Annotated in this window: 10 protein-coding genes; 3 read left to right on the plus strand and 7 right to left on the minus strand. The window is 68.5% G+C overall.

Annotation, left to right across the window (positions count from 1 at the left end; genetic code table 11):
- Positions 1–30: 30 nt before the first annotated feature.
- The 7 genes from ACSFA5_RS20130 to ACSFA5_RS20160 form a co-directional block, all read right to left on the minus strand.
- The gene (locus tag ACSFA5_RS20130) at positions 31–1,110 is read right to left on the minus strand and encodes a flavodoxin family protein (RefSeq protein ID WP_435445796.1); all 1,080 of its coding nucleotides are present in this window, start codon (positions 1,108–1,110) and stop codon (positions 31–33) included.
- Between the two features lie 74 nt (positions 1,111–1,184).
- Positions 1,185–2,081 carry a pirin family protein gene (locus ACSFA5_RS20135; RefSeq protein WP_435445797.1) on the minus strand — a complete coding sequence of 299 codons (897 nt, stop codon included), beginning with the start codon at positions 2,079–2,081 and terminating at the stop codon, positions 1,185–1,187.
- Positions 2,082–2,140: 59 nt separating this feature from the next.
- Positions 2,141–2,899: a GNAT family N-acetyltransferase gene (locus tag ACSFA5_RS20140; protein WP_435445798.1), complete on the minus strand. Its 759-nt coding sequence runs from the start codon at positions 2,897–2,899 to the stop codon at positions 2,141–2,143.
- Positions 2,896–4,161 carry a biosynthetic peptidoglycan transglycosylase gene (locus tag ACSFA5_RS20145; RefSeq protein ID WP_435445799.1) on the minus strand — a complete coding sequence of 422 codons (1,266 nt, stop codon included), beginning with the start codon at positions 4,159–4,161 and terminating at the stop codon, positions 2,896–2,898. Before ACSFA5_RS20145 ends, ACSFA5_RS20140 begins: the two co-directional genes overlap by 4 nt.
- A 12-nt stretch (positions 4,162–4,173) precedes the next feature.
- Positions 4,174–4,743: a hypothetical protein gene (locus ACSFA5_RS20150; RefSeq protein ID WP_435445800.1), complete on the minus strand. Its 570-nt coding sequence runs from the start codon at positions 4,741–4,743 to the stop codon at positions 4,174–4,176.
- Positions 4,724–5,653 carry an exosortase Q gene (xrtQ, locus tag ACSFA5_RS20155; RefSeq protein WP_435445801.1) on the minus strand — a complete coding sequence of 310 codons (930 nt, stop codon included), beginning with the start codon at positions 5,651–5,653 and terminating at the stop codon, positions 4,724–4,726. The genes ACSFA5_RS20150 and xrtQ overlap by 20 nt, the downstream gene beginning before the upstream one ends.
- A 22-nt stretch (positions 5,654–5,675) precedes the next feature.
- Entirely contained in the window at positions 5,676–7,745 is a 2,070-nt protein-coding gene (locus ACSFA5_RS20160) for a VIT and vWA domain-containing protein (protein ID WP_435445802.1), read from the minus strand.
- Positions 7,746–7,949: 204 nt separating this feature from the next.
- On the opposite strand from ACSFA5_RS20160, the gene creD reads away from it, so the two are divergent.
- The 3 genes from creD (at position 7,950) to ACSFA5_RS20175 (ending at position 12,858) form a co-directional block, all read left to right on the plus strand.
- Entirely contained in the window at positions 7,950–9,422 is a 1,473-nt protein-coding gene (creD, locus tag ACSFA5_RS20165) for a cell envelope integrity protein CreD (protein ID WP_435445803.1), read from the plus strand.
- A gap of 337 nt (positions 9,423–9,759) precedes the next feature.
- Positions 9,760–12,168: a penicillin-binding protein 1A gene (locus ACSFA5_RS20170; protein ID WP_435445804.1), complete on the plus strand. Its 2,409-nt coding sequence runs from the start codon at positions 9,760–9,762 to the stop codon at positions 12,166–12,168.
- 84 nt (positions 12,169–12,252) lie between these two features.
- The gene (locus ACSFA5_RS20175) at positions 12,253–12,858 is read left to right on the plus strand and encodes a hypothetical protein (protein ID WP_435445805.1); all 606 of its coding nucleotides are present in this window, start codon (positions 12,253–12,255) and stop codon (positions 12,856–12,858) included.
- The last annotated feature ends 2 nt before the right edge of the window (positions 12,859–12,860 follow it).

Here is a 12,860-nt window from a genome sequence, read left to right on the forward strand (position 1 = left end):
CGCACCGCGTGCCGGACAGTCGTGCGCTCCTTACTTGGGCCGCGGGCGCTTCAGCCCCTGGTCGGGCGGCTGCAGCTTGCCGGCGCGCAACTCGCCCACGGCGCGAGCCACCGCGCGCGCCACGTTGCGCACTTCTTCCTGCATGTCGGTATCGGCGTCGAGCACATCGTGGCTGGTGGCGTAGGGTTCGTAGTAGCCGATGTAGCGGTCCAGCCGCGCTTGCGTGCCGGCGTCGACGAGCCCCATCCAGTCGAGCCAGTCGCAGAGGTTGCGTCGCAGGCTCTCGACGCCGGCCACGTCGCCGTGCACCACCACGCCGTAGGCGCGGCCGTCGAGGTGCTTGGGGTAGCCCCAGCCGCTGCCTTCCAGCTCGAGCGCCTTGGCTTCCTCGGGCTTCTTGCCGTGGGTGCTGCTCGGGTCGGGGTTGCCACCGTCGGCGCACACCAGCCGGTCGATCATCAGCTTCAGCGGGCTCGTGGCCTGGTACCAATGTGTGGGCGTGAGCAGGATCACGCCGTGCGCGGACACCCAGCGCTCGTAGATCTCGTTCATCCAGTCGCCGGTCTGGCGCAGCGAATGGTTCGGGTAGCAGCTGCATGGCCAGTGGCACAGCGGCATGGCGGTGGACACACACCCCTTGCAGGGATGTATCTGCCGGCCGTACTCGGAGGTGACAAGGCTCAGGTCGAGCAGGTCGGTCTCGATGCCGCTGCCTTCGAGCACCTCGCGCGCCAGCTCGGCCATGCGCCATGTCTTGGAGATTTCGCCGGGGCAGGTGCCGTCGTTGCGCGGCGAGGCGTTCACCAGCAGCACGCGCGAGCGTGTCTGCGGCAACCCCCATGCGGCCTGCGCCGCATCGATGCGCGCCTTGGCGTCGAGCCAGTCGACGGACAGGTCGTAGTCGGGATCGGCGTAGCCGGGCCCGGCCTTGCGCGTGACCGGTGCCTTGCGGCCTTCCTCATAGGCCTCCCACGCGACAAGCTCGATGCGCTTGAGCGCTTCGGCCTCGGCCTGGAAGGCCGGGTCCTGAAAAGGCTGCATGAAGCGTTCATGGAACTGGGCGCGCTGCAGCGTGTCTGGCGCCTGTCCTTTTCGGATCGTGGGGGTCATTGCTGCACGCTAGGTAGCGGTGCGTCGGGCCGCACCCGCGCCCCACGCCGTCTTTCGGTAGGCGGGCGACTACATCAGCCCAGCTTGCCGCTTTGAAAGTCGTGCATCGCCTGCCTGATTTCTTCCTGCGTGTTCATCACGAAAGGGCCGTACTGCGCAATGGGCTCGTGCAGCGGCCTGCCCGCGATGAGCAGCGCGCGCGCCGGGCTGTGGTTGGTGGCGCCCGCGCGCAGCACCACGCCGTCGCTGGCCGCGTCGTTGGCGAGGATGGCCATGCGGCGCGTGGGTATCTCGCTGCCAGCGATCCACACCGATTCGCGGAACACGTAGACCAGCACGTTGTGGTCGTGCGGCAGCGGCTGCGCAAACTCGGCTCCCGGCGGCAGCGTGATGTCGAGGTACAGCGGCTCGGTGTGCGCGCGCTGCTCCGCGCCCGCAATGCCGTGGCTGGTGCCGGCGATCACGCGCACATGCACGCCGGCGGCGGTGGTGAACTCGGGAATCTCCGCGCTCTGGATGTCGCGGTACCAGGGCTCGCGCATCTTGTCCCTGGCGGGCAGGTTGAGCCACAGCTGGAAGCCCTCCATCAGGCCTTCTTCCTGCTCGGGCAGCTCGCTGTGCACGAGGCCGCGGCCCGCGGTCATCCATTGCACACCGCCGTTCTCCAGCAGGCCCTCGTGCCCCGCGCTGTCGCGGTGGCGCATGCGGCCCGCGATCATGTAGGTGACGGTTTCGAAGCCGCGGTGCGGGTGGTTGGGAAAGCCGCCGATGTAGTCGCCCGGGTTGTCGCTGCCGAAGGCGTCAAGCATCAGGTACGGATCGAGCCGCTTCTGCAGCGGCTGCTGCAGCACCCGGGTGAGCTTGACGCCGTCGCCGTCGCTGGTGGAAACACCGGCCACGATGTGGTCGATGCCGCGCGGCACGGCGACGGGATCGGTGGGGTGGTTGGCGTGGTGGTGGGCGTTCGTCATGCGGCCATGGTGGCACTAACACGCGCCCGGCGCCACCCATGCACGTGTTCCCGGTCTTCTTACTTCGTCCAGTAGTTGTACTGCCAGTGCGTCTCGAAGCCGGCGCGCCGGTACAGCGCCAGCGCGGCGGGATTCGCCGCGTCGACCTGCAGGAACACCCGCTCGAACCCCTGCGCCAGCGCGGCCTGCGCCAACCCGGCCAGCACGCGGCCCGCCAGGCCGCGTCCGCGCTGCGCCTGCTCGGTTCGCATGCCGTGCGCGCTGGCCCAGCCGTGGCCGAACGCCATGGCGCCGGCCGCCACCGTGCGGCCGCCTTCGCGCACGCTCGCATACAGCGTGCCCTTGGCGCGCGACAGCATGCGCACGCGGTGCGCGCCGTCCACCGGGTCGAAACCTTCACCGAGGAACAAGGCAGCCCACGCGTCGTCGGGGGCGCTGTCGACATCGGCCGGCGCCACGCCGGGCGCGGCCACCTGCCGCATGCGCTGCGCCGAGCCGACCTGCACGCAGGTGGGGGTGTCCGCCTTGTACTGGCGGCGTTCCAGCTCGGCGCGCAGCCCTTCAAAGCAGGGTGCGTCCGCCAGCCGCAGCGCGGTCGCGGCCTGGCGGCTGGCGTAGCGGTCCTCGATGCGGTCGAGCGTGGCCGGCTCGACCGCGCCGCGGTGCAGCGGCACGGCCGACTTGGCGCGCTTCACGGTGCCTTCGGCGAAGGGCAGCAGCCAGCCGTCGAGTTCCTCGGTGAGGTCGGGCGACACGGCCGCGACGGTGGCACGCTCGATGGCTTCGATGTCGGTCACGCTCGGTGGTCGGGTGTTCATGGTGTGGCCTCGGGCGCCGTGAACTTCGCCGCGGCCACGCCCTTGAGCAGCGCCTCGCGCTGGTTCCGGCTGATGCCGCGGATGCCCTCGGCCACCCACTTGATGCGCTCGGCGTCGATGTGGCCGTCGCGCCGCCATTGTTCGAGCACGGCCTGCGGCTTGTGCAGCATCGCCGCGAGCCACACGGCCTGCGCCGGCTCCAGCGTGCGCGCGCTGCGCTTGAAGTAGCGGCGCGCCGCGGCCTCGGCGCCGCACAGGTTGCCGCCCCAGGGCGCGTTGTCCAGGTACAGCTGCAGGATGCGGGCCTTGCCCAGCGTCTGCTCCATTTCCACGGCGTAGAGCAGCTCGCGCAGCTTGCGTTCGGCCGTGCGGTCGCTGCCCGTCACCAGCAGCTTGGCCAACTGCTGCGTGAGCGTGCTGCCGCCGCGGCGGATCTGCCCGGGCTTCTGGTTGTTGTCGATCGACGCGAGGATCTCGGTCAGGTCGTAGCCGGTGTGGGTGAAGAAGCGCTGGTCTTCAGCCGCGATGACCGCGCGCGCCAGCCAGCTGTCGCTGGTGAGTTTGGCCGACGGGCCGCAGCTGGTGCGCGCGTTCAGCATGGCCTCGGTGCCCAGCCCCTCGACCGTGAACTGGCCGATGTTCGGCTGCACCGCGAAGGTGGCCTCTGGCAGCAAGAGCTGGCCGCGCAGCGACAGCGTGCCGCCGATGCGCGCGCGCTGCAGCTCGGGCAGCGTGGGCACCAGCACGGCGTACCAGCGCGCGATGGGCGCGTCCTGCACGCTGGCGTTGAGCTGCAGGGTCCTGGGTGCGAGCTTGCCGTCCCACTGGCCCTGCAGCGGCGTGGTGTCGGTGCTCAGCGGCATGGCCTCGAAGGTGCCGGCCAGCGTGTTGCCGTCGCGCTTGACGGTGGCGACCAGGCGCTCGACCTTGATCGGCTGCGAGCCCAGCGCCGGCACCTCGGCGCTGCAGGGCGCGCACTGCATTTCGAGCAGCTCGCCGGCCGGCTTCCAGGCGAAGCGCACGGTGCCGAAGCGGGTGTCGAGCGAACGGCCGTCCAGGTACGGCGCGAACCATGGCGAGGTGGCCACCCGCAGCGCGGTCGGCACGCCGATCTCGAAGTTCAGCGGCCCGGCCTTCACCGCGGTGCTCCATTCGCCCACGGCCGGCGCGAGCGCCAGCTTGACTATCAAAAAGATAGCTACACACGCAGTGATGACAAGGGCCAGCAGGCCATAAAGCACAAATCGCAGGGTCTTCTTCACAGGCACGTTTTCTCAGATCGGTCTCGCCACGGTGACAGCTTGCCACGGGCCATGCGACTGGCCGCTGGCCGCTGCCCAGTACCAGGCTGAAGTGTCAGTGAAAGCCGTGCCTTGGGCGTCCACGATCCGCTCGCAGACGCGGATTTTTTGCGCGCCGTGCCGTTGCGCAACAAAACAGCGCCACAGGCGCTCCTGCGCATCGCGTTCCAACCGTGCCTGCTCGATGCGGTAGCCCAGCGCGCGGTAGCAGTCCACCGCGGGGTGCAGCATGCGCGTGGGCTGCGTCACCGCGCGCATCACCAGCGTCTGCGTGCCATCGGTCATGCGGCCGATGGCGCCGGGAAAGTTGTCGGCAAAGCGCTGCTCGACCTCGCTCAGCGCCAGCGGGCGCAACGGCGCACCGTCCCATTCGCGGGGCCATTCGTGCGAGGCAACGGCAGCGGCCCGCTCGGCCGGCGCGCGCACCGCCGCCGTGAACGACCACCCCATGCACAGCACCATCGCCAGCGCGAAGGCCGACTTGTGGCCGATGCGGTTGATGAAGTGGTTGGCGAACCAGCGCTCAAAGAAAGGTGTCGACACGGCGGCCTCCTGGGGCGGTGATCAGGCCCGGAATGGGTTGTTCGGAATATTCCGGCGCGGCGCGCACCGGCACCATCAGCCGGGCGATGGCGCCGCACACCACGGCCAGCACCAGCAGGCCCAGTGCGTTGTGCGCCCAGGGCGCCAGCGGATGGCCGGCGCCCTCGAAGGCGATCAGCACGCTGTTGCGCACGATGTTCCCGCCCAGCACGAAGAGGCCGACCATCGGCAGGCAGCGCACGAAGCCGCGGTCGCTGCGGCCGGCCCACAGCGCGACCGCGCAGGCCGTGAAGTAGCCGAGCCAGACCATCTGCACACCGGAGCAGGGCGCGTCGACGATCACCAGGCGCCCATCGACCATCAGCGCCGCGCCTTCGCGTGCCACCTCGAAGCCCGGCGCCAGCAGCCAGCGGCTGACCTCGGCCGTGACCACGCGCAGCGGGTAGCCGGCATAGAACTGCAGCGACGACAGCAGCGGCAGCGCCAGCACCGACAGGCCGACCACCGGCAGCGCCGCCACGCGCCTCGGCAGGAACGCGAGCAAGCCGCAGGCCACCGCCAGCACGGCCACCAGTCCCGCCGCCAGCGGCGGCAGCGCAGGCACGACGCCGAGCCCCGTGCGCAGCAGCGTCGCCAGCACGGTGCCTGCGCCCGCCAGCGCAAGCCAGCCCAGGCGCGGCGAAGCGCGCAGTTCGCGCCGGCGCTGCCAGGCCAGCGCGGCGAGCGCAACCAGCGCCAGCAGGCCCATCGGATCGTCGGAGCCGTCGCGCATGCGCTGGACCATCCAGGCCCAGGTCGGCACCAGCGCGGCGAACTGCAGCGCCAGCCAGCCGGCGGCCGGCGTGCGGTCGATGTGGATGCCCCAATCCACGATGCGCGGGTGGCGGTGGGCGAGCGTTGCCAAGGACATGGGTCTTCTCTCTTTTTTCTGTTCAGGACGTGAAGCGGCGCGCGTCGTTGCGGCGCGCGCGGCGGCGCAGCATGGCGAGCATCGACAGCACGACGGCGATCGCACCCAGCGATTCGGGTTCGGGCGTGCTCGGCACCTCGGCACCGAGCGCCAACTCGCTCACGCCTTGCGGCAGGGGCAACGGCTGGTTCACTGGCGCGCTGTCCTGCGGCGCGAGGTTGCGCACCACCTTGTCGACCGCGATGAAGCTCGTGTACTGCGTGAGCAGGCTGTACTTCAGGCCCAGCTCGGTGATGCGCTCCTTGAAGGCCGCGCTGCCTTCCAGCGTTTCCTGGTCGCCCAGGCTCTGGATGCGGTGGCGCGCCCACAGCGTGCGCAGCGCGGCCGTGTCCTGGCGGGTGCGGCTGTCGATGCGCACCTCCTCGCGGTACGGCCCGCTGGCGCTCTGGCCTTCGATGATCACGCGGCCCCTGGCCTCGCCCCTCCATTTGCCGAACACGATCACCGGGCGCTCGCCCAGCACGTCGGGCAAGGCCTGCGGCTCCACGTCGTACACGTCGAGGCCGCCGAAGGTCGCCTTCACGTTCGTGAGCACCGGCGACTCCACCATGCGGCGAAAGCGCGCGGCCTGCTCGGGCGCCTGCACCGGGTCGGTGATGATGAAGGGCTCGCCCATGCCGGCGCGCGCAATGCCTTCCATCAGGCTGCGGTTCACCGACGAGCCGATGCCGAAGGCGAACACGTTGGCCTTCGACAGGTTGTTGCGCACCAGCTCGAAGGCCTCGCGCTCCACCGTCACGTAGCCGTCGGTCACCACGACCACGGTGCGCGACACCTTGTCTTCCTTCGGTTCGGCGTACACGCGCTTCAACGCCGGAATCAGCTCGGTGCTGCCGCTGCCGCTGTAGTTCTGGATGGTGGCGAGCGCCTGCTCGATGTTGGCGCGCGTGGCCGGCACCGACCGGGGCGACAGCATCTTGTTGCTGCCCGAGAACAGCAGCACGTTGAAGGTGTCGCTGGCGCGCAGCCCGCCGATCAGGCGTTCGAGCACCGTCTTGGCGGTGTCCAGCGGAAAGCCGTGCATCGAGCCCGAGATGTCGACCACGAAGATGTAGTCGCGCGGCGAAATGGCACTGGCGGCCACGGCCTTGGGCGGCTCGATCATCGCGAGGAAGAAGTTCTCGGCGTTCTCTCCCTGGCCCTTGTAGAGCATCAGGCCCGACTCGATCTTCTCGCCCGCCAGGCGGTAGTCGAGCACGAAGTCGCGGTTGTCCGCGGGGCGGCCGTCGGCCGTGAGCGCAATGTCGGCGTGCTGGTCTTCGCCGCTCTTCTTCACCTCGATGGTGTGCGTGGCGGAGCGAATCTCCTTCAGGCCCATCGGCGTGTCGATGCTGGCCTTGAGCTTGAAGCTGGCGGTGGGCGCCGTGCCCGAGGCCGGTGTGGGAAGCGTCGGTTGCGCGACCCACTTGGCCTGGGCGTTCTCCGACTGCGGCGAGTTGTAGCGCGGCCCGACCACGGTCGGGAACACGAACTGGTAGTTGCCCGACTGCGGCACCAGCAACTCGGTGTAGCGCAGCTCCACCTTCACGTCGTCGCCGGGCAGGATGTTGGCGACGTTCATCTGGAACACGTTGGGCAGGTGCTGCTCGAGCAGCGCGGCGGTCTTGCCCTCCTTCTTCGCGGTGTCGTACTCGATCTGCGCCTGCTGCTTCTCGCGGATCTGCGCGGTGATGAGGCGGTCGGCCAGGCGCACGTTCAGGCCGCTCACCGCGGCCTTGGTCGAACCCGGGAACACGTACTTCGCCTCGATGGCGCGACGGCCTTCGTTGCGGTAGGTCTGCGTGACCGTCACGTCGGCGATCACGCCCGAGATCTTCACCGAGACCTCGGTGCCTTTCAGCGGCAGGCGGTCGACCGCGGGGTCGTCGCTCTTCACGAAGAAGTAGGGGCTCTCGGTCTTCAGCCGTTCGCCGGTGGGCACTGCCTGCGCATGCGCCGGGCGCACGCCCATGGCGATGAAGCCCGCGGTCGCCAGGCTCACGGTGGCGAGCCAGAGCCATCGGCCGGGGCGTGGGGTGGTGTGGGCATCCATGGCGGGGTCCTTGTCCGTGCGAACTTGCACAGCGGCAACTGTCGCCAGCGCAAGAGAAGGCAATGGGAAGGCGCCTTGAAGTCGCAACCCTTGAATTCCCCGCTGTGTGAAGTCTGTGTGAAGCCGTGCGGCGCGGGCGCTTCACACGGCCTTCGGATCGCGCGACGAGCATCGCGGCTTCGCTGACAACGAGGAAAGAAAGAAATGCTTCAGTTCCTGAGAGCCCTGCAAACCTCGATGCTGGTCAAGGTGGCCGGCCTGTTCTTTTTGATGCTGCTGCTGTGCATTCCGCTGGCGGAGATCGACTCGATCAACCGCGCGCGCGGCGACAGCCAGCGCGAAGCCGCCCGCGAACTCGCCGCCACCTACGCCGGGCGCCAGACCGTGGTCGGCCCGCTGCTGCTGGTGCCGTATGTCGAACGCTGGATGGAGCCGCAGCGCAATGCGCAGGGCACGGTGATCGGGCAGGAAGCGCGGGCCAAGGAAATGACCCACGTGGTGTTTCCGGAGAAGCTGCACATCGAAGGCACCATGGCGCCGCAGGAGCGCTACCGCGGCATCTTCAAGATTCCGTTCTACACGCTGAACGCCACGCTCGGCGGCGGCTTCGCGGCCTTCGATCCGAAAGCCGTGCAGCACAGCGAGACCGATTCGAAGATCGAATTCAAGACCCCGTTCATCGCCTTCAACGTGAGCGACCTGCGCGGCCTCGACGGCTCGCCCGCGCTGGTGATGGGCGGCGAGCCCTTGCGCTTTCGCCAGCGCGTGCCGGGCATTGCCGACGACGCCTGGTTGGCCGACGGCATCCATGCGCCGCTGGCAGGGGCGGCGCTGGCGGCATGGCAGGCCGACACCCCCGTGTCTTTCGAAATGAAGCTCGGCCTCGTCGGGCAGGACACGCTGGCCATTGCCCCCATTGCCGAGGAAACCACCGCACACCTGAGCTCACCCTGGGCGCACCCGAGCTTCGGCGGCCGCTTTCTCGCGGCCGAGCGCAGCGTGACGCCGCAGGGCTTCGATGCGCGCTGGCGCGTGTCCTCGCTCGTCACCTCGGCGCGCGAGCAGGTGCGCGCCGGCCTGGCCGGGCGCGGGGGCGACTCCGAGAGCGACGCCGAAACCACAGGCCGCGCGCGCCGCACACTGGGCGTGCTGCAGACCTTCGACGTGTCGCTTGCACAGCCCATCAACGTGTATTCGATGAGCACGCGCGCAGGCAAGTACGGCATGCTGTTCATCGGCTTGGTGCTGATGGCGGCCTTCATGTTCGAGCTGTTTCGCAAGCTGCGCCTGCACCCGGTGCAGTACGGGCTGGTGGGGCTGTCGATTGCGCTGTTCTTCCTGCTGCTGCTGGCGCTGTCCGAGAAGTTCGCCTTCTGGATGGCGTATGCGGGCGCCGCCACGGCCAGCGTCGCCTTGCTGGCGGTGTACTTCAGTGCGGTGCTCGAAGGCTGGCGGCGCGGGCTGTCCTTCGGTGCGTTCGTGGCGCTGCTGTATGGCGCGCTCTACGGACTGTTGGCGTCGGAGAGCAACGCGCTGCTGCTCGGCGCGCTGCTGATCTTCGGCATGCTGGCCGTGCTGATGGTGGTGACGCGCAAGGTCGACTGGTATGCGCTGTCGCGGCAAAACAAGGCGAACGAAGCGACGCCGGCCGCAATCGCCGAAGCACGGGCGGCATGAAGTGTCGAAACAATCTGACGCATCCATCGTGCGGGGCCATGTCATCCTTGTGGAACTGGGCGCGCGGCACCCGGTTTCTTTCTCGCGCAAAATCGTGCGGCAGGTGATTCGGGGCGAACGGGGTGGGCAGGGCCTGCGCGTCATCGACGATCTCACGATGGCGCGGCCTGCAAGCGCGGTCTCTGCGAAGCCACCGCTCGCGCCTTTGACGACGACACGTATTTCGATGCCCTGCATTGCGCGCACCAGGCTGTGCAGCGTGGCGCACTCGATCTCAAGATGCTGGAACGCCGCGCCGCGCAGCGGCTCCAATCCTTTCGCTAGCTAGCTTTCTCCTATGTTCAAACGTTCAAGCTCCACCCCTCCCGACGGCCCTGAAGACGATGGCCGTCCCGGCGATCCGAACCGCCGCTGGAAACGCATCGCAGGGTGGGGCGCCATCGTGGTGGGTTCCGGTGCGCTGGTGGCCATCGTCGCGGCCATCGTGGCCGTGGTGGCCATCTACCCGAAGCTGCCCGACGTGTCGGCGCTGTCCGACTACCGCCCCAAGCTGCCGCTGCGCGTGTATTCGAGCGAAGGCCAGCTGATCGGCGAATTCGGCGAAGAGCGCCGCAACCTCACGCCCTTCGCGAACATTCCCAAAGTCATGAAGGACGCGGTGCTGGCGGTGGAAGACGCGCGCTTCTACGACCACGGCGGCGTCGACTACAAGGGCTTCGTGCGCGCGGCCGTGGCCAGCCTGAAGGGCGGGCGCAAGCAGGGCGCCTCGACCATCACGATGCAGGTGGCGCGCAACGTATACCTGAGCTCCGAGCGCACGCTGAGCCGCAAGTCGTACGAGATCTTGCTGGCGCTGCGGCTGGAGCAGCAGCTCACCAAGGACCAGATCCTGGAGATCTACCTTAACCAGATCTACCTGGGCAACCGCGCCTACGGCTTCGCGGCTGCCGCCGAAACCTACTTCGGCAAGCCGCTGCAGAACGTGACCGTCGCCGAAGCCGCCATGCTGGCCGGCCTGCCCAAGGCACCGGGCGCCAACAACCCGGTGGCCAACCCGCGGCGCGCGCGGGCGCGCCAGTTGTACGTGATCGACCGCATGCAGGAAACCGGCTTCATCACCGCCGCGCAGGCAGCCGACGCGAAGAAGGAAGAACTGCACCTGCGCGACTCCGCCGACCCGAGCCGCCTGCACGCCGAGTACGTGGCCGAGACGGTGCGCCAGATGATGTACGCGCAGTACGGCGACAGCATCTACACCAGCGGCCTGAAGGTCTATACCTCGCTGGTCGCGGCCGACCAGGCGGCGGCCTACAAGTCGCTGCGCAAGGGCATCATGGATTACGAGCGCCGCCAGCCCTACCGCGGTCCCGAGAAGTTCGTCGACCTGCCGACCGAGCAGAAGGAAGTCGACGAAGCCGTGGACGATGCGCTGGCCGAACACCCCGACAACGGCGACGTGGTCGCGGCCGTGGTGCTCGATGCGGACGCCAAGGAAATCAACGCCGTGCGCGCCAACGGCGAAACCGTGCAGATCACCGGTGAAGGCTTGAAGCCCGCGCAGTCGGGCCTGGCCGCGAAGGCGCCGCCCAACATCAAGATCCGCCGCGGAGCGGTCATTCGTGTGGCCCGCACGCCGAAGAACACCTGGGAGATCACGCAGCTGCCCGAGGTCGAAGGCGCCTTCATCGGCATGGACCCGCGCAGCGGGGCCATCAAGGCGCTGGTGGGCGGCTTCGATTTCGGCAAGAACAAGTTCAACCACGTGACGCAGGCCTGGCGCCAGCCGGGCTCGAGCTTCAAGCCTTTCATCTATTCGGCCGCACTCGAAAAGGGCTTCTCGCCTTCCACCGTGGTGAACGACGCGCCGCTGCACTTCGACGCCGCCGAGAACGGCGGCCAGCCCTGGGAGCCGAAAAACTTCGAAGGCACTTACGAAGGCCCGATGCCGCTGCGCACCGCGCTCATGAAGTCGAAGAACCTGGTCACGCTGCGCGTGCTGCAGTCGATCGGCGCGCCGTACGCGCAGGACTGGGTCACCAGGTTCGGCTTCGACAAGGACAAGCAGCCCGCCAACCTGCCGATGGGCCTGGGCGCCGGCTCGGTCACGCCGATGCAGATGGCGGTCGGCTATTCGGTGTTCGCCAATGGCGGCTACCGCGTCAACCCCTACCTGGTCACGCGCGTCACCGACCTGCGCGACAAGGTCATCATGGAAACCGAGGCGCCGGTGCTAGACGAAACGCGCCGCGCCATTCCGCAGCGCAACGCCTTCATCATGGATTCGCTGCTGCAGAGCGTGGTGAAGAACGGCACCGGCTTCAAGGCGCACCAGGCCCTGAAGCGTGACGACCTCTACGGCAAGACCGGCACCACCAACGACTCCTTCGACACCTGGTTCGCAGGCTTCCAGCCGACCATGGTCGGCATCGCGTGGATCGGCTACGACACGCCGCGCCAACTGGGCGTGCGCGGCGAGACCGGCGGCAGCCTGAGCCTGCCGATCTGGATCGGCTACATGCAGACCGCGCTGCAGGGCGTGCCGGTGACGCTGCCGCCCGAGCCACCGGGCGTGGTGAACGTCGACGGCGAGTGGTACTTCGACGACTTCACGCCGGGCCACAACGTGGCGAGCCTGGGGCTGGAGACAGAGACTGCGCCGCCACCGGTGGAGGAAATCACCGGCGCGCCGCTGGGTGCGCCGCCGCAGCCTGAAGAGCGCAACAAGATCCTGGATTTCTTCAGGTAGCTCTTTCAACCAGAAAACAGGGCGGGTCGCGGTGCCTACACTCGGTGCTGCGTCCCGCCTTCTCTTTTTCTTCCCCACGATTCCATGGAAATTCTTACCCTGGTGGCATTGATTGCCGCCGGCTTCTACATTCTCAAGTCCCGGGAGCAGCGCCAGCGCATCGCCGTGCTGGGCAGCCACCTCGGCCGCTACCAGATCGAGCGGCTCATGGAGAGCCTGACTTCCGGCTACCTGCGCTGCCTGGGCGAAGACGACGCCGAACGCCGCCAGCAGATCTGGCACCTGCTGGACGCCACCGAGGAAAAGATCGCCAGCCAGCTCGAGAGCTTCGCCACCGAGATGTCGCGCGTGCCCGAACCCATCGCGCGCGTGAGCAAGCTGCCGGTGGCGCTCCCGCTGGCCACGCAATTTCTCCCGGCCGCCAGCTTCGACCTGCGCGAAGCGCTGCGCATCCACGCACGCGGCGTGGCCGGCGTGACGCGCAACGACGCGAACCGCACGCCCAAGTCGAAGGCCTTCACCATGTCTGCCGAGCTGTTCCTGATGCAGCACACCTGCCACTGGTACTGCAAATCGAAGACCGTGGCGTCGGCGCGCATGCTGGCGCGGCACAAGACGTCCTACGACCAGTTGCTGGCTGCGGTGAGCACCGAAACGCGCAGCGCCTACCGCGCCCTCACGGGCCAGTGACG

The sequence above is a fragment of the Variovorax monticola genome (assembly GCF_051216855.1).
GTDB lineage: Bacteria > Pseudomonadota > Gammaproteobacteria > Burkholderiales > Burkholderiaceae_C > Variovorax.